At 73.9% G+C, this 15,359-nt stretch carries 16 protein-coding genes; 5 read left to right on the top strand and 11 right to left on the bottom strand.

Annotated features, from left to right (window positions below; all coding sequences use genetic code 11):
• Nucleotides 1-4 precede the first annotated feature (4 nt).
• The 4 genes from LG395_RS25465 to LG395_RS25450 form a co-directional block, all read right to left on the bottom strand.
• Nucleotides 5-928: a M48 family metalloprotease gene (locus LG395_RS25465; protein WP_225811362.1), complete on the bottom strand. Its 924-nt coding sequence runs from the start codon at nucleotides 926-928 to the stop codon at nucleotides 5-7.
• Entirely contained in the window at nucleotides 925-1,305 is a 381-nt protein-coding gene (locus LG395_RS25460; protein WP_225811361.1) for a BlaI/MecI/CopY family transcriptional regulator, read from the bottom strand. Before LG395_RS25460 ends, LG395_RS25465 begins: the two co-directional genes overlap by 4 nt.
• Before the next feature lie 208 nt (nucleotides 1,306-1,513).
• On the bottom strand, nucleotides 1,514-2,422 hold the full coding sequence (locus LG395_RS25455) for an aldo/keto reductase (RefSeq protein ID WP_171158962.1): 909 nt from the start codon (nucleotides 2,420-2,422) through the stop codon (nucleotides 1,514-1,516).
• A gap of 367 nt (nucleotides 2,423-2,789) precedes the next feature.
• Entirely contained in the window at nucleotides 2,790-3,140 is a 351-nt protein-coding gene (locus LG395_RS25450) for a YciI family protein (protein WP_171158961.1), read from the bottom strand.
• A 137-nt stretch (nucleotides 3,141-3,277) separates the two neighbouring features.
• Between LG395_RS25450 and LG395_RS25445 the strand changes: the two genes are divergently transcribed.
• Nucleotides 3,278-4,429 (top strand): acyl-CoA dehydrogenase family protein, encoded by a 1,152-nt coding sequence (locus LG395_RS25445; protein ID WP_225811360.1) that lies wholly within the window; start codon nucleotides 3,278-3,280, stop codon nucleotides 4,427-4,429.
• A gap of 73 nt (nucleotides 4,430-4,502) precedes the next feature.
• Here LG395_RS25445 and LG395_RS25440 read toward each other — a convergent pair whose 3' ends face one another.
• The 4 genes from LG395_RS25440 to LG395_RS25430 form a co-directional block, all read right to left on the bottom strand.
• Nucleotides 4,503-5,642 carry an LLM class flavin-dependent oxidoreductase gene (locus LG395_RS25440; RefSeq protein WP_225811359.1) on the bottom strand — a complete coding sequence of 380 codons (1,140 nt, stop codon included), beginning with the start codon at nucleotides 5,640-5,642 and terminating at the stop codon, nucleotides 4,503-4,505.
• Nucleotides 5,643-5,766: 124 nt separating this feature from the next.
• A complete protein-coding gene (gene ssuE, locus LG395_RS25435) occupies nucleotides 5,767-6,321 on the bottom strand; it encodes an NADPH-dependent FMN reductase (protein ID WP_225811358.1) in 555 nt (184 codons plus the stop codon).
• A 395-nt stretch (nucleotides 6,322-6,716) separates the two neighbouring features.
• Nucleotides 6,717-6,794: a putative leader peptide gene (locus LG395_RS41700; protein ID WP_366753051.1), complete on the bottom strand. Its 78-nt coding sequence runs from the start codon at nucleotides 6,792-6,794 to the stop codon at nucleotides 6,717-6,719.
• A 136-nt stretch (nucleotides 6,795-6,930) separates the two neighbouring features.
• A complete protein-coding gene (locus tag LG395_RS25430; RefSeq protein ID WP_171158957.1) occupies nucleotides 6,931-7,107 on the bottom strand; it encodes a DUF8839 family protein in 177 nt (58 codons plus the stop codon).
• A gap of 256 nt (nucleotides 7,108-7,363) precedes the next feature.
• Here LG395_RS25430 and LG395_RS25425 point away from each other — a divergent pair, with 256 nt between their 5' ends.
• From LG395_RS25425 to LG395_RS25415, 3 genes are all read left to right on the top strand, one after another.
• Nucleotides 7,364-8,875, top strand: coding sequence for an SDR family oxidoreductase (locus tag LG395_RS25425; RefSeq protein ID WP_171158956.1), 1,512 nt, complete (start codon nucleotides 7,364-7,366; stop codon nucleotides 8,873-8,875).
• Nucleotides 8,876-9,001: 126 nt separating this feature from the next.
• Nucleotides 9,002-10,378, top strand: a complete 1,377-nt coding sequence (locus LG395_RS25420) for a cryptochrome/photolyase family protein (protein WP_171158955.1) — start codon at nucleotides 9,002-9,004, stop codon at nucleotides 10,376-10,378.
• A gap of 183 nt (nucleotides 10,379-10,561) precedes the next feature.
• Nucleotides 10,562-10,996, top strand: a complete 435-nt coding sequence (locus LG395_RS25415; protein ID WP_171158954.1) for an SPW repeat protein — start codon at nucleotides 10,562-10,564, stop codon at nucleotides 10,994-10,996.
• 141 nt (nucleotides 10,997-11,137) lie between these two features.
• Here LG395_RS25415 and LG395_RS25410 read toward each other — a convergent pair whose 3' ends face one another.
• From LG395_RS25410 to LG395_RS25400, 3 genes are all read right to left on the bottom strand, one after another.
• Nucleotides 11,138-11,905, bottom strand: a complete 768-nt coding sequence (locus tag LG395_RS25410; RefSeq protein ID WP_171160252.1) for an ArsR/SmtB family transcription factor — start codon at nucleotides 11,903-11,905, stop codon at nucleotides 11,138-11,140.
• 83 nt (nucleotides 11,906-11,988) lie between these two features.
• Nucleotides 11,989-12,501, bottom strand: coding sequence for a GNAT family N-acetyltransferase (locus LG395_RS25405; RefSeq protein WP_171158953.1), 513 nt, complete (start codon nucleotides 12,499-12,501; stop codon nucleotides 11,989-11,991).
• Nucleotides 12,502-12,566: 65 nt separating this feature from the next.
• A complete protein-coding gene (locus tag LG395_RS25400; RefSeq protein WP_171158952.1) occupies nucleotides 12,567-14,024 on the bottom strand; it encodes an APC family permease in 1,458 nt (485 codons plus the stop codon).
• Nucleotides 14,025-14,140: 116 nt separating this feature from the next.
• On the opposite strand from LG395_RS25400, the gene LG395_RS25395 reads away from it, so the two are divergent.
• On the top strand, nucleotides 14,141-15,325 hold the full coding sequence (locus LG395_RS25395; RefSeq protein ID WP_225811357.1) for an ROK family protein: 1,185 nt from the start codon (nucleotides 14,141-14,143) through the stop codon (nucleotides 15,323-15,325).
• Nucleotides 15,326-15,359: the final 34 nt, after the last annotated feature.

Genomic DNA, 15,359 nt, shown 5'->3' with positions numbered 1-15,359 from the left:
CGGGTCAGGGGCTCTCCTCGCCCTGGGCGACCTCCACGCGGTGGTGGACGTCGGCCGTCGCGGTGGCCGAGGCCACGCAGGACAGGGCGGTGCAGGCGATGAGGAGCGCGGAGACCGCGCGGGCCGTGCGGGCGCCCGGGGCGGTCAGCAGGGCCTGGACGCGTTGGGGGACGGGACCGGTGGCCGCGCCGGGGGCGATGCCGGGGCGTACGGACCGGGCGGCCTGTCCGGCGAGGGCGGCGCGGGCGATGGCGCGGGCGGTCAGGCGCCGGTCGCCGACCGAGACGGCGGCGGCCTCGTCGGCGGCGCGCTCGGCGGCCAGCCGGATCGTCGCGCGGACCGGCCGCAGCGCCGGGTGGCAGCGCGCCGCCAGTTCGGCGGCGGCGAGGGCGTAGTGGTGGCCGCCCGCGGTGTGCGCCCGCTCGTGGGCCAGCAGCGCCTCCCGCTCCGGACCGTCCAGGCTGCGCAGCATCGCCGTGGTGACGACGACCCGGTGCGGGCGGCCCGGCAGGGCGTAGGCGTCGGGCCGGGACGAGTCGATCACGCACAGGTCGCCGGCGACGGCTCCGCACGCGGCCTCCGCCCGGGCCGCCCGGAAGGCACGGGCCTGGTCCAGCACCGCGCGGCCGAGGCTCCAGCCGCACCCGGCCAGCGCGCAGGCCGAGGCGACGGCGGCCGGGACGACGAGGGCGTCGGAGGCGGTGCGCAGCGGACGGACCAGCTCGCCGAGCGCGGCGAAGAGCGGCAGCTTCAGCAGCCCGGTCAGGACGGACATGCCGAGTGCCAGCGTCGAACAGCCGGCGAGGAGCACCGCGCAGCCCGTGACGGACCACAGCGCGGCGGCCGGGGCCAGCCGGTCCAGGGCCCGGCGGGCCAGGGGCGGCAGGGCGCACGGCAGCAGCAGGGGCAGCAGGAGGAGGGCGGTCATCGGCCGTCGGATTCGAGCAGGTCGCGCAGGATGCGTTCGTCGTCCGGGCTCAGCTGGGCGACGAAGCGGGCGAGGACCGTCTCGCGGTCGCTGTCCCGGTCCAGTTCGCTGTGCATCCGCCGGGCGGTGAGGCCGTGGGCGTCCTGGACGTCCCGGGCGGGGAAGTAGGCGTACCCGCGGCCCTGGCGCCGCCGGTGGACGACGCCCTTGTCGTGCAGGCGGGTGAGGATCGTCGTCACCGTCGTACGGGCGAGGTCCGCGCCCAGGCTGGACTGGACCTGGCCGGGCGTCTGGGGCGCGCCGGCGGCCCAGAGCGCGGCCAGGACGCTCGCTTCGAGCTCGCCGGCCGGCCGGCGTTCGTCCTTGGCGTCGGTCATGGCGAGGTTCTTCACCCGTCCTCGTATGCGGTCGTCTTCGTGCGCGGTCCAGCGCGCGTCCGTGCCATCGTAGTCAGCCCGGTACCGGTCCCGGCCGCGGTCCGTCACGGTCGGGCGTCCGGGCGCCCACCGCGCGCGACCGGCCCGTTCGGCGTGTGACACCCGCCCTCGGTCAGCCGGCCCGCGCGCGGCCGGTCCGCCTGCGCTGTCAGCCCGCCTGCGCCCGGGCCCGGCCGAGCCGGGTCAGCTCCTCCTCCGTCAGGCGCAGCGCACCGGCGGCGACGTTCTCGGCCAGGTGGTCCGGGTTGCCGGTGCCGGGGATGGCGAGGACGTGCGGTCCCTGGTGCAGGGTCCAGGCGATGCGGACCTGTGCCGGGCTCACGCCGTGGGCCCGGGCGGCGGAGAGCACCGCGTCGTCGTGAGCGGTCGTCGCACCGCGCTCCCCGGTCCGTCCGGCCACGGCGTAGAAGGGGACGAAGGCGATGCCGTGCTCGCCGCACAGCCGCAGCACCTCGTCGTCCACGGGGTCGGGCCGGTCCACCGCGTACCGGTTCTGCACGGACACCACCGGCGCGATCCCAAGCGCCTCGGCGAGGTGCCGGGGTTCGACGCAGGAGATCCCGAGGTGCCGGACCAGGCCGGCCTCGCGCAGCTCGGCGAGGGCGCCGAAGTGCTCGGCGATGGAGTCCTGGCGCATCCGGCGCAGATAGACCAGGTCGAGGTGGTCCCGCCCGAGCTGGCGCAGGTTCTCCTCGACGTGCCCGCGCAGCTGGTCGGGCCGGGCGGAGGTGCCCCACTCGCCGTGGTAGTCGCGGTAGGGGCCGACCTTGGCGGCGATGACGAGGTCGTCGGGGTACGGGGACAGCGCGGTGTTGACGAGTTCGTTGGCGGAACGCAGCGACGAGAAGTAGAAGGCCGCCGTGTCGATGTGGTTCACGCCCAGTTCGACCGCCGTGCGCAGGACGGCGAGGGACCGGTCCCGGTCGCTCGGGGTGCCGTGGTGGAAGGCGGCGCTGCCCGTCAGCCGCATGGTGCCGAAGCCGATGCGGTGGACGGGCAGGTCGCCGAGTTCCCAGGTGCCGGACGCGTCCGCGGTGATCATGTCGTCGGGAGTCATCGGCGGAGTCTCGCACACGGCACCGCGGCGACGCGGCGCCCGACCGGGGACCGGCTCCTCCCGGTGTGACACGGCCGCACCCACGAGGTGGGGGCGGCCGCGGCGGGGGGTTGCGGACACTTAACCCCATTGGTCTGTACCAGTCAAGGGTGCCTCAGGTCCCTCCGTCTCCCGTCCTCGCGGCACCAGGTACGCGCGCTCGGCGCCGGGCCGGCGGCGTGGCCGTACTCCGCCGCCGCCTCGGCACTCCGGCCCGGTCGGCGCAGCACGACGACGTTCGGCACGTGGTACCGGCCGGGGTCCAGCGCGACGAGCAGCTCCAGGGCCGCCGCCGGCCCCGGTCTCGGCCATCGGTGCCGCTCCGGCCTCAGTGCTGGTCCACGAAGGGCCGTACCTCGATGGGCAGAGTGGTCGCGAGGGCCGCCTTGCGGCCCCAGTCCAGGGCCTCGTCCGAGTCGGCGGCCCGGATGAGGCACAGACCGCCCAGGTACTCCTTGCCCTCGGCGTACGGGCCGTCGGTGACGAGCACGTCACCGTCCTGGGGACGGAGCATGGTCGCGGTCTCCGGACCGTGCAGGCCACCGGCGAAGACCCAGGCGCCCGCGGTGCGCAGCTCGTCGTTGAAGGCCTCGACGTTGCGCATGATCGTGGCGAGGGCTTCGGGACCGGGCGGGGTCGCACCGGCCGGCTGGACCACGCTGAGCAGGTAGTGCTTCATGACGTCCTCCAAGGCGTCGGGCCCGTGGCGGGCTGTGTGTCACCTCCTACACGAACGGCCGGGTCCCGGATCGACACCGCGCGCCACGGTCGCGGAAAAAATCTCCGGAGCGCCGGAACAGCGGAAGAATCCCCCGCATGGACCTCTCCTCGCACCCGCTCGTCGTCCGCGCCCGCCGGCTCGCCACGGACCTGCTGATCCCCGAGGCCGAACGGGTCGACCAGGAGTGGGTTCCCGCGGGCCACATCGAGGCGGTGAAGCGGTCGGGGCTGCTCGGGGTGGCCGCGCCCGCGGAGTACGGCGGCGCGGGGGCGCCACCGGCCGTCCTGCGGGAGACCGCGGAGATCCTGTCCGGCGCGTGCTGTGCGACCTGGTTCGTGCAGACCCAGCACCACACGCCCGTGCAGACGCTGGTACGCGGTGAACGCGCGGTCCGGGACAGGCTGCTGGGCCCGCTGTCGCGCGGGGAGCTGCTGTCCGGGGTGGCGTACGCGCACCTGCGGTCGTATCCGCGCCGGCCGGTGCGGGTCCGCCGGGACGGCACCGGCTGGCGGTTCGACGGCACCGTCCCCTGGTACACCGGGTGGGGCCTGAACGACGTGATGCTGCTGGCCGGGGTGACGGACCGCGACGAGGTGCTGTTCGCCTTCGCCGAGGCACGCGAACAGCCCGGGCTGCGGGCGTCGGCGCCGATGCGGCTGGCGGCGCTCACCGCCGCGCGCACGGTGTCGCTGGACCTGGACGGCTTCCGGCTGCCCGAGGAGGCGGTGGCCCTGCGCACGCCGTACGACCGGTGGGCCGCCGGCGACCGGGTCAAGACCCTGACCACCAGCCCGGCGGTCTTCGGCGTGGCGGAGGCGGCGCTGTCCCTCCTGGACGGCGAGACGGCCACCCCGCTCCGCTCCCGCCTGACCGGCCTGCGCGCACGCGCTTACGCCCTGGCCGACGCTCCGCTCCCGGAGGCGCGGGGCGGGGGGCCGGGCGGGGCGGGCACCGAGGCGGCTGGGCACGGGCCGGCGCCGAGAGGGCACAACACCGGGGAAGGCGTGGACGACTGGGCCGGGGAACGGCTGGCCGTGCGCGCGGAGGCGTACGAGGTGCTGCGCGCGGCCACCACCGCCGCGGTGGTGGCCGGCGGCGGCCGTGCGATGGCCCTGACGAGCCGCGCCCAGCGTCTGGCCCGGGAAGGACTGTTCCTGCTGGTGCAGGGACAGACCGTGGAATCGCGCGCGGCCCATCTGCGGACGCTCGGCGGGGCACCCGCCACCGCCGGTGGGCAGGACCGGTAGGAGCAGCGACGGCAGGCCGCGGCCTGCGCCCCGGTTCTCTCCCCCGCCCCCGCTCCGGCCGCCCGCCGCTCGCTCAGTCCGCCAACGGCACCCGCGCCGAGGCGGCGGCCCCGCCCTCAGGGTGTGTCCACAGCCCTTGGCCGGCGAGCCGGGGCAGGACGCCCTCGCCGAACCAGTACGCCTCCTCCAGGTGCGGATAGCCGGACAGGACGAACTCGTCGATGCCGAGGGCGTGGTACTCCTCGATGCGCTCGGCGACCTCCTCGTGACTGCCGACCAGCGCCGTGCCCGCGCCGCCGCGCACCAGGCCGATGCCGGCCCAGAGGTTGGGGTGGATCTCCAGGCGGTCACGGCTGCCGCCGTGCAGCGCCAGCATCCGCCGCTGGCCCTCCGACTCGCTGCGCGCCAGGCCCGACTGGACGGCCCGTACGGTCTCGGGGTCGAAGCCTGCGAGCAGCCGGTCCGCCTCCGCCCACGCCTGCGCCGAGGTGTCCCGGGTGATGACGTGCAGCCGGATCCCGAAGCGGAGGCTACGGCCGTGCTCCGCGGCGAGCTTCCGGATCCAGGCGATCTTCGCCGCGACCTGAGCGGGCGGCTCGCCCCAGGTGAGGTACACGTCGGCGTGCCGGACCGCGACCTGTCCGGCGGCGGGCGAGGAACCCCCGAAGTACACCTCGGGGACCGGGTCGGGCAGCCGGGCGAGCCTCGCCTCCTCCACCCGGAGGTGCTCCCCGCGCAGATCGACCGTCCTGCCCTCCCACAGCCCTCGGACGATCTGCAGGAACTCACCGGTACGGCGGTAGCGGGCGTCCTTGTCCAGGAAGTCACCGTAGGCGCGCTGTTCGTGGCTCTCGCCGCCGGTGACGACGTTGAGCAGCAGCCGTCCGCCGCTCTGCCGCTGGAAGGTGGACGCCATCTGGGCGGCGAGGGTGGGCGAGACGAAGCCGGGCCGGAAGGCGACCAGGAACTTCAGCCGCTCGGTGTGCCGGCTGACCATCGCGGTGGTCAGCCACGCGTCCTCGCACCAGGCGCCGGTCGGCGTCAGCGCACCGGCGAAACCCAGGTCCTCGGCGGCCCGGGCGATCTGGCTCAGGTAGGCGACCGTCGGCGGCCGGTCGCGCCCGGACTCCGTGGCCGGGGTGCCGTGGCCGCCGCCCACGACATGGCGGCTGTCCCCGTTGGTGGGCAGGAACCAGTGGAAGGTGAGGGACACGCGGGGGTCTCCGATCGAGCGGGCCGTGCCGGGGCGGCCGGGTGGAGCGGTGCGGCGCGGTGCGCCTCGCCGGGGGTGCGGAGTGGGGTGTGGGGCGGGTGCGGGCACCCGGCGGCCAGGGCCGTCAACTCGCCGCCGCCAGCAGCGGGGTGCGGTCCAGGGCCGCGGCGAACTGGTCCACCACGTGCCCCAGGGCCTCGGCGGTCGTGGGCGGGAGCGCCACCGAGCCGTCCTCCCGCACGGTGATGTCCTTGTCGAGGGTGAACCAGCCCTGGACTATGTGTGCGGCACCCATGGAGTTCAGCACCGGGCGCAGGGCGTAGTCGATGGCGAGGACATGGGCCGTGGAGCCGCCGGTGGCGAGGGGCAGTACGGTCTTGCCGGTGAGCGCGTACTGCGGGAGCAGGTCGAGGAGCGCCTTGAGGACGCCGGAGTACGAGGCCTTGTAGACGGGGGTGCCGACCACGACGCCGTCGGCGCGGGAGAACAGTTCGGTGGCCTCGACGATGGCGGGGTGCCGGAAGTCCGCGCCGAGCAGGGCCTCGGCCGGGACGGTACGGACGTCGAGCGGGATCACCTCGTGGCCCTGGGCGGTGAGCCGCTGGTCCAGGTGGCGCAGCAGGCGGCCGGTGCGCGAGGAGGCGGAAGGGCTGCCGGAGACGGACAGGACGGTGGCCATGGGTGCCTCGTTTCTGGGGTGCTCCGGGCACGCGCGCACGGGAGCGGGCGCCCGGTGAAGTCGGAGGGAGCGGAGTCCGGCCCGGAGGCCGGGCGGGGAACCGGCAGGCGGGTTCCGCGGGCGTTCCGGGCATGCGGAACTCGGCGAACTCCACGAACCCGCGCACTCCGCGAAACCCCCGACTCCGGGAACCCGCGCTTCCGGGAAACCGCGCTTCCGGGAAACCGCGGATGCCGGGAACCGAGGAACGACGGAACCACGGAATTCCTGCCGCGGAAGTGCCCGGCGGGAATCCAGGATTTCCGGGCACGCCGGATGACGGCTACGGCAGGGCGGAAAGAGCGGGCGAGTCAGGAACGCGGCAGGGCCCGACGGGACCGGCGGGAAAGCGCGGTTCAGACCGTGGGGCGACAGGAGGCACTGGAGACGCGCGCGAGGTCGACATGGCGTCGCCGCGTGAGGTCCAGTCGCATCGTCATGCCGTGATCGTCGCAGCACCCGGCGACGGCCGTCAAGGAATTCCCGGCCGGTCTCGTATGGCGGACCGGACAAGGCAAGGCGGGTCCGGCGGCCGAAAGCCGGGGAAAGACTCCCGCGCCACCGGACGGCTCAGGCCCGGCCGTCGTTCTCCCGCGCCTCGACCACGACGAGGAACGCGTCCGACTTCAGGTCCATGACCACGGTCGCCGGTTCGCCCTCGGCACGTCGGGCGGCGGCGTACTCCTCCGCGGGCCACGACCCACGGGGAGACCCTGCGGGGAATCGCTCCAGCACCTTGGCACTCATGACGGCGGACACCTCCTGCGTCGCTGACCCAGCGGAATGTACAGCTTGTACCGGTCCGGCTGCCCCGGATCGGTGAGGACATGTCACCCCGTCCGGTGCTTGCGGCACCCCGTGCGGTGCGGTCGGCCGGTGGCCGCCGACCGGCCGTCGCGCGGACCCGCCCGGAGGTTCGGCCGAGGGGAGGACACGCATCCGCCCGCCGGGCCCGGCGGGAAGTGATTGCCGGGAGACCACCGACGCGGAGGACCTGCACGGGATGAACCACCACGACTCGACGGACCGGCCCCGCTGCCTGGTGACGGGGGCCACGGGCTACATCGGGGGCCGGCTCGTGCCCGAACTGCTGGCCGCCGGGCACCGGGTGCGCTGTCTGGCCCGCTCCCCCGAGAAGCTGCGCGACCACCCGTGGGCGGGTGAGACGGAGGTGGTGCGGGGGGACGTCACGGACGCGGACTCGGTCGCCCGGGCCATGCGGGACGTCGACGTGGCGTACTACCTCGTGCACGCGCTGAACAGCGGCAAGGGCTTCGAGGACACCGACCGCCGCGCGGCCCGCGTCTTCGGGGAACGGGCGAAGGCGGCGGGTGTGCGGCGCATCGTCTACCTCGGCGGCCTCACGCCGTCCGGGGTGCCCGCGGACCGGCTCTCCCCGCACCTGAGGTCCCGGGCGGAAGTGGGCCGCATCCTGCTGCGCTCCGGGGTACCGACCGCGGTGCTGCGTGCCGCCGTGATCATCGGCTCGGGCTCGGCCTCCTTCGAGATGCTGCGCTACCTCACCGAACGACTGCCGGTGATGGTCACGCCCAGCTGGGTGCACACCCGCATCCAGCCCATCGCCGTACGGGACGTGCTGCGGCTGCTGGTCGGCAGCGCGGGCCTGCCGGACGACGTGAACCGGGCCTTCGACATCGGCGGGCCGGACATCCTCACGTACCGGGACATGATGGTCCGCTACGCGCGCGTCGCGCGGCTTCCGCGGCGGCTGATCGTGTCCGTGCCGGTCCTCACGCCGCGCCTGTCCAGCCACTGGGTGGGACTCGTCACGCCCGTCCCGGCGTCCATCGCGCGTCCGCTCACGGAGTCGCTGCGCCACGAGGTGGTCTGCCGCGAACACGACATCACCCGGTACCTGCCCGACCCGCCGGGTCATCCGCTCGGCTTCGACCAGGCCGTACGGCTGGCCCTGCGCCGGGTGCGCGAGGCGCGCGTGACCACCCGCTGGTCCTCCGCCGCCGTACCCGGCGCGCCCAGCGATCCGCTGCCCACCGACCCCGACTGGGCCGGCGGCAGCCTGTACACGGACCGGCGCGAGGAGGTGGTGGACGCCCCGGCGCACGCACTGTGGCGGGTGATCGAAGGCGTGGGCGGAAAGCACGGCTGGTACTCCTTCCCGTTGGCGTGGAGCCTTCGGGGGTGGCTGGACCGGCTGGTCGGCGGGGTGGGCCTGCGCCGGGGCCGGCGGGACGCGGAGCGGCTGCGGGCGGGCGACTCGCTGGACTTCTGGCGGGTGGAGGAGATCGAGCGCGGTCACCTGTTGCGGCTGCGAGCGGAGATGCGCCTGCCCGGGCTGGCCTGGCTGGAGATGTGCGCGGAACCGGCAGGCAGCGGCCGCAGCCGGTACCGGCAGCGGGCCCTGTTCCACCCGCACGGGCTGCTGGGCCACGCGTACTGGTGGAGCGTCTCGCCGTTCCACGCCGTGGTCTTCGGCGGGATGGCCCGCAACATCGCGCGGGCGGCGGCCCGGCAGGACCCGGACGTCACCCGTTGACGCCTCGTCCGCCGGGCCCGCCGGACCGGAAGTCCCCCGGTTGTCGCCTCTTCCTCGGTCCTCCTCGCCCTCACTCCTTCCTGCTCCTCTCCTGCCCCTCCGTCCTCCTCGTTCCGGAGCCGCGCCATGGATGTCTCGGTCGTCCTGTTCACCGCCGACCTGCGCCTGTACGACCACCCGCCGCTCCGGGCCGCGCTGGAGGGCCCCCGTCAGGTCGTCCCGCTGTTCGTCCGCGACCGGGGCGTGGCCGACGCGGGCTTCGCGGCGCCCAATCGGCTGGCGTTCCTCGCCGACTGCCTGCGGGACCTGGACACGGGGCTGCGTGAGCGCGGCGGGCGGCTGGTGGTGCGCTCCGGCGACGTCGTCGAGGAGGTCTGCGCGGTGGTCGCGGAGGCGGACGCCGACGAGGTGCACATGGCGGCCGACGCGAGTGCCTATGCCCGGTCGCGGGAGCGGCGGCTGCGGCGTGCGCTGGAGGCCGAGGGGCGGCGGCTGCACGTCCACGAGGCCGTGACCACGGTGGTGCCGCCCGGCGAGGTGACCCCCGCCTCCTCGGACCACTTCGCGGTGTTCACGCCGTATTTCCGGCAGTGGTCGCGACAGCGGCCGCGGGAGGTCCTGGGTGCGCCCCGCTCGGTCCCCGTGCCGCCCGGCATCGGTTCCGAGGAGCTGCCGTCCCGGGCCTCGCTGCCGGGGATCTCCCCGGGGCTGGCGGAGGGCGGCGAGGCGGCCGGCCGGAAGCGGCTCGCCGCCTGGCTCCGCTCCGGCCTCGCAACCTACGCCGACCGGCACGACGACCTGGCCGGGGACGCGACCTCCCGGCTCTCCCCGCACCTGCACTTCGGCACGTTGTCCCCGGTCGAGCTGGTCCACCGGGCGCGCCGCGCGGACGGTCCGGGGGCGGAGGCCTTCGTACGGCAGATCGCCTGGCGGGACTTCCACCGTCAGGTGCTGGCGGCCCGGCCCGGCGCGGCCGCGGCCGACTACCGCACCCGGCACGACCGTTGGCGCTCCGAGCGGACGGCCCGGGACGACATCGAGGCGTGGCGGGAGGGCCGTACCGGCTGGCCGGTGATCGACGCGGCGATGCGCCAGCTACGCCACGAGGGCTGGATGCACAACCGGGCCCGGCTGCTGACGGCGAGCTTCCTGGCGAAGACGCTGTACGTCGACTGGCGCGTCGGGGCCCGGCACTTCCTGGAGTGGCTGGTCGACGGTGACCTGGCCAACAACCAGATGAACTGGCAGTGGATCGCGGGCACCGGCACGGACACCCGCCCCAACCGGGTCCTGAACCCGCTGATCCAGGCCAAGCGGTACGACCCCGACGGGGCGTACGTCCGGCGGTGGGTGCCCGAGCTGAGGGAGGTGGCGGGCGCGGCGGCGCACGAGCCGTGGAAGCTGGCGGGCCCCGACCGCGGGCGCGCCGCCGCGTATCCCGAGCCGATCGTCGACCTGGCCGACGGGCTGGCCCGGTTCAGGCGGGCGCGGAGCCGCGGTTGAGCGGGCCCGCCGGCCCGGCGGGCGCCCTGGGTGCCGTCGCTCCCTCCCCCTGGGCAGGGTCAGGCGTCACATGCGCCCGAAGCTCTACACATAAGGGAGAAATAAGGGCAAACTGGAGCATGCGGAGCTTGTCGCCTGCCGCACCGGACGCGGTCCGGGCTGCACAGTCGAAGGAGACGACTCATGGCCAACTTGCACAGGGGTGACATATCGAGCCACCCCGATGTCTCCGAAATGCGGGACCGCTACGCCCGCATGCTCGGCGGTCGTGATGTGGCGCTCGTGGACGGGCCGGTCTTCCTGCTCGGCCTGTACTGCGCCGCCTCCCCGTGGATCCTGCATTACACGGCCGGCCAGCCCGCCCTCATGACCCACAACCTGATCATGGGCATCGCGATAGGCCTGCTGGCGCTGGGATTCACCCGGGCCCCCGAGCGCATGTACGGCCTCAGCTGGGCCATGTGCGCCCTGGGCATCTGGATGATCATCGCTCCGTGGATCGTGGGCACGGCCCCCGACACGGGTGTCATCGTCAACAACATCGTCATCGGAGCCCTGGCCCTCGTCCTCGGACTCGTGTGCGCCGGTACGGCAGCGAAGAGCGCCCCCCGGCCCTAGAAGGCCGGAGGAGCCCTGGAAGAGCCGTCATGAGCCTTTGAAGAGGAGACCGAGGAAAGGAAGGAAAGAACGCGGGCCGGTCCGCCCCCGGGCGGACCGGCTCCGCGTTCTCGTGTCCGCGCGGCGGACAGGTCACGGCCGTCAGCGGGACGGCACCAGCCACGGCTCCTGCGGCAGGGTCCGGCCGGTCTCCAGCAGCGACTTCAGGTTGGACAGCACGGCCGGCCAGCCCGACGCGACGTCCGCGTGCTCCCCCTCGTCCGCCAGCTCCTCATGGGTGACGGTCAGCCGGACGATGTCCTCGTGCGCACGGACCTCGAAGGTGACCCGGGAGTGCCGGTCCTCCTGCCCCTCCTGGCCGGGAGCGGCCCACGTGGTCACCAGACGGGTCGGCGGCTCGCTCTCCACGACCCGGCCGACCACGTCGGCGATGCCGGAGCCGTCGGTGCGCACGTGCTCCCAGCGGGAGCCGGGCCGCCAGTCGGAGACGTTGCGGTGCCCCCAGTAGGCGGCCGTCAGGTCGGCGTCGGTGAGGGCCTCCCAGACCTTCTCGGGTGTGCTCGCGATGTAGGTGACGTACACGAAACGGGGCTTGTCGGTCATGGCTTCCTCGGCTCGTCGCTTCACGGCGCCGAGCGCGGCGAGGCGCGGGCGCTCGAACTTGTCGATCCACCGCTCCTGGATCTCGTGGAGCGGCACGGGGTTGAGGTAGTGCAGCTTCTCCCGCCCCCGCCGCACCGTGCTGATCAGGTTGGCGGACTCCAGGACGGCCAGGTGCTGGGTCACCGACTGGCGCGTCATGGCGATGCGCTCGCACAGCTCGCCCAGGGTCTGGCCGTTGTTCTCGTGGAGCCGGTCGAGCAGGCGCCGGCGCGTGTCGTCGGCGAGCGCCTTGAAGACCTTGTCCATCCGGGTGTCGTCCTCCGATCGCACACTCGACGTTATGCAGGCAATTACCTGCATGTCAAGGAGGCCCCGACGGTCCGGCATGCTCAGCCCGCCACGGTGAGGGAGATCCACACGTCCGGGGGCAGGTCCGGCCGCCCCGGCACCGGCCGTGGCTCGCTGGTCCAGGCGGCGCCGGCCAGGTCCGCGGCGACGCGCGGCCAGAAGCCCCCCGCGGCCGGGTTGTCCTGCTGGAAGGCGATCTCCCACGGCCCCGGGTGCCGGGTGAGCACCTCGCGCACGGCCCGCAGCCCGATGCCCCGGCGCCGGGCGCCACGCACCACGAAGAAGCTGTTCAGCACGCGGACCGGAGCGTCGAGCCCGCGGACGAAGGCGAACCCGGCGGGGCGCTCCGCGCAGGTCAGCAGATACGGCGCCCAGCCCGGCTCCGTGAAGGCGTACGTCACGCGTTCGCTGCGGAAGGCGCCGTCGGCGGCGGGCAGGAGGCCCGTGAACTCGGACAGATCGTGGCGGAACATCAGCCACAGCCGCTCCACGGCGGGCCGGTCCTCGGGGGTCGCGGGGCGGACGGTGACGTCCGCGGTCATGATGTCGGTCATGAACCGAAGCCTCCCCGGCGGACAGGGGTCCGGCCGGGGAGGTGTGCGTATGCGGTAACTCTAGCTCATGCCAAGGGCGTTGCCGTGACCGCCCCCGCGGGCTCCGTGCCGGTCTCCTCGCTGATCTCCTTCGGGCCGAACGGCCACACCTTCTCCGTCCGCGCCCAGATCAGGAAGGCCACACCGCCGAGGGCCAGCCAGGCCAGGGACCACTCGAGGGGATGACGGCCCGGGGAGTTCTCGTCGGCGTAGCCGTAGATCACGCACCAGCCGACGAAGGCGACGACGCTCGGCAGGGGGTACAGCCACATCCGGTACGGGCGGGGCAGGTCCGGCCGGCGTCGGCGCAGGACCGTCAACGCGACGATCTGGGCCAGTGCCTGCACGATGACCATCACCGTGGTGAGCAGTTGGATCAGGGTCGCGAGGTCGGTGTGGCGGCCGATGAGGAAGCCGACGGCGGTGATCGCGCCCATGGTGGCGAGGCCGAGCATCGGGAAGCGGTGCCTCGGGTGCAGCTTGGCGTACGGGCGGAAGAAGACCCGGTCCCGGGCGGCGTCGTAGGGCACCCGGGAGCCGCCGAGCAGTCCGGCGAAGACGGAGGCGAACGCGGTGATCAGGATCAGCACCGTCACCGTGTCGGCCGCACCCTCGCCCCAGGTCTCCTCCAGCACGGCGGAGGCGACCGAGGAGGAGGCGATGTCGCCGGGGTCGGTCATCCGGTGCCAGTCCACGACACCGAGCGTGCCGATCTGGAGCAGCAGGTAGATCGCCATGATGCCGAGGATCGAGAAGAGGATGGAGCGCGGCAGCGTACGTCCGGGCTCCTTGATCTCGGCGCCCATGTACGCGGTGGTGTTGTAGCCGAGGTAGTCGTAGATGCCGATCGTCAGGCCCGCCGCGAAGCCGAGCCAGAAGTGGTTGCTCATCACATTGAAGGCCCCTGCCGGATAGGTGAAGGCCATGTGTGGGCTGAAGTGGGTGGCGGCGGCGACGATCACCAGCAGCACCGAGGCGATCATCACCGTCCACATCACGGCGGTGATCCGGGCGATGTGCTCGATCCCGCGCCAGAGGAGGGCCACCACCAGGGCGATGACGCCGAGGCCGATCAGGTCACCCGCGGTCTGCCCGAGGCCGGGGGCGAGATAGCCCAGGTACTGGACGAAGCCGACCACGCCCGTGGACATGATCAGCGGGATGAAGAGCATCGCCGTCCACACGAACAGGAACGGCATCAGGCGACCGGTGCGGTACTGGAAGGCCTGGCGCAGATAGAGGTAACTGCCGCCGGAGCCGGGCAGGGAGGCGCCCAGCTCGGCCCAGACCAGGCCGTCGCACAGCGCCAGGACCGCGCCGGCGACGAACCCGATGACCGCCTGGGGGCCGCCGAACGCAGCGACCATCAGCGGGATCGTCACGAACGGCCCGATGCCGCACATCTGGCTCATGTTGATCGCGGTGGCCTGGAACAGGCCGACACGGCGGACGAAACCACCCGGGGGTGGCGGGCTACCGGACATGGGGGACTCCTGACGCGACGGGCGCGCTGCGCCCGGCGGAGGGTGACTGGCGGATAAAGTTAAGGAGCCTTACTAGAGCCGTCAAGTGTGCGGCAGGAATGCACGAGAATGGTGCGATGCCCGCCAGCGACGTCGTAGAGCAGCCGGAACAGCCCTGGAGCCGCCGGCGTCTGCGCAGTACCAACGAACGGCTGCTGCTGGACCGGCTGCGCGCGCTCGGCGCCGCCTCACGCGCCCAACTGGCCCGCGAGACCGGCCTGTCCAAGCCGACCGTCTCCAGCGCGCTGGCCTCGCTGGCGGCGGCCGGCCTGGTGCACGAGGTCGGCACCCAGGCCCCCGAGCGCGGGCGCACCGCCGTGCTCTACGCCCCCGATCCGGCCGCCGGGTACGCGCTCGGCGTGGACATCGGCCGGGGCTGGCTGCGCGTGGCGGTGGTCGACCTGGACGGCACGGTCGTGGCGCGCGCCGACATACGCAACCGGGCGCGCGCCTCGGCCGCCCTCACCGACCTGGTCGTGAGCACCGCCCGCCAGGTGATCGCCAACTCGGGCGTGGACCCGGCTCGGGTGGTGCACGGGGTGGTGGGCACGCCGGGGGTGTACGACGAGAAGCAGCGGCGGGTGCGCTACGCGATGCACCTGCCGGGCTGGGGACGGGCCGGGCTGGTGGACGGCATGCGCACGGAGCTGGGCGTGCCGCTGGAGGTGCACAACGACGCCAATCTGGCGGCGCTCGGCGAGTACACCTACGGCGTCGGCGCGGGCAGCCGGCTCTTCGCGTACATCCTGATCGGCACCGGTCTGGGAATGGGGGTGGTCAGCGAGGGGCGGCTGTTCACGGGCGCGCGCGGACTGGCCGGGGAGATCGGCTTCCTGCCGTGGCACGGCCGGCAGAAGCAGGAGCGCCTGGAGGACGCGGTGTCGGGGGTGGCGGTGGTGGAGTCCGCCCGGGAGTTCGGGATGCGCGGGCAGCTCACGGCGAAGGCCGTGTTCGACGCGGCCCGGCAGGGGCATCCGGGCGCGGTGCGGGCGGTGGAGCTGGAGGGCGAGCGGATAGCGCACACCGTGGCGGCGGCCGCCGCCGTGCTGGACCCGGACCTCGTGGTGCTGGGCGGCGGTGTCGGGCACAGCGTCGACCTGCTGCTGCGGCCCGTGCGCGAGCGGCTGCGCGCGCTGACCCCGCTGCGGCCCCGGATCGCGCCGAGCCGGCTCGGTGAGGACGCCGTGCTGCTGGGCGCGGTGGCGACGGCCCTGGACACGGCCCGCGACCTGGTGTTCGAGCGCCGTACGGCCGGAACCTGACCCGTTCAACGGCCACCCCGGCGGGGGTCGTTGA

Origin of the sequence: Streptomyces spinosus (assembly GCF_020400655.1) — a bacterium.
GTDB lineage: Bacteria > Actinomycetota > Actinomycetes > Streptomycetales > Streptomycetaceae > Streptomyces > Streptomyces argyrophylli.
Note: the sequence above shows the minus strand (reverse complement) of the source record. Positions and strands in the feature narration are given on the sequence as shown.

What these genes read in the sequence shown, in the direction of transcription:
- LG395_RS25400 (WP_171158952.1), bottom strand. Translation starts at nt 14,024, where the DNA reads ATGTCCGGTAGCCCGCCACCCCCGGGTGGTTTCGTCCGCCGTGTCGGC.
- LG395_RS25460 (WP_225811361.1), bottom strand. Translation starts at nt 1,305, where the DNA reads ATGACCGACGCCAAGGACGAACGCCGGCCGGCCGGCGAGCTCGAAGCG.
- LG395_RS25455 (WP_171158962.1), bottom strand. Translation starts at nt 2,422, where the DNA reads ATGACTCCCGACGACATGATCACCGCGGACGCGTCCGGCACCTGGGAA.
- LG395_RS25430 (WP_171158957.1), bottom strand. Translation starts at nt 7,107, where the DNA reads ATGAGTGCCAAGGTGCTGGAGCGATTCCCCGCAGGGTCTCCCCGTGGG.
- LG395_RS25450 (WP_171158961.1), bottom strand. Translation starts at nt 3,140, where the DNA reads ATGAAGCACTACCTGCTCAGCGTGGTCCAGCCGGCCGGTGCGACCCCG.
- LG395_RS25410 (WP_171160252.1), bottom strand. Translation starts at nt 11,905, where the DNA reads ATGGACAAGGTCTTCAAGGCGCTCGCCGACGACACGCGCCGGCGCCTG.
- LG395_RS25395 (WP_225811357.1), top strand. Translation starts at nt 14,141, where the DNA reads ATGCCCGCCAGCGACGTCGTAGAGCAGCCGGAACAGCCCTGGAGCCGC.
- LG395_RS25405 (WP_171158953.1), bottom strand. Translation starts at nt 12,501, where the DNA reads ATGACCGACATCATGACCGCGGACGTCACCGTCCGCCCCGCGACCCCC.
- LG395_RS25420 (WP_171158955.1), top strand. Translation starts at nt 9,002, where the DNA reads ATGGATGTCTCGGTCGTCCTGTTCACCGCCGACCTGCGCCTGTACGAC.
- LG395_RS25425 (WP_171158956.1), top strand. Translation starts at nt 7,364, where the DNA reads ATGAACCACCACGACTCGACGGACCGGCCCCGCTGCCTGGTGACGGGG.
- LG395_RS25465 (WP_225811362.1), bottom strand. Translation starts at nt 928, where the DNA reads ATGACCGCCCTCCTCCTGCTGCCCCTGCTGCTGCCGTGCGCCCTGCCG.
- ssuE (WP_225811358.1), bottom strand. Translation starts at nt 6,321, where the DNA reads ATGGCCACCGTCCTGTCCGTCTCCGGCAGCCCTTCCGCCTCCTCGCGC.
- LG395_RS25415 (WP_171158954.1), top strand. Translation starts at nt 10,562, where the DNA reads ATGGCCAACTTGCACAGGGGTGACATATCGAGCCACCCCGATGTCTCC.
- LG395_RS25445 (WP_225811360.1), top strand. Translation starts at nt 3,278, where the DNA reads ATGGACCTCTCCTCGCACCCGCTCGTCGTCCGCGCCCGCCGGCTCGCC.
- LG395_RS41700 (WP_366753051.1), bottom strand. Translation starts at nt 6,794, where the DNA reads ATGCGACTGGACCTCACGCGGCGACGCCATGTCGACCTCGCGCGCGTC.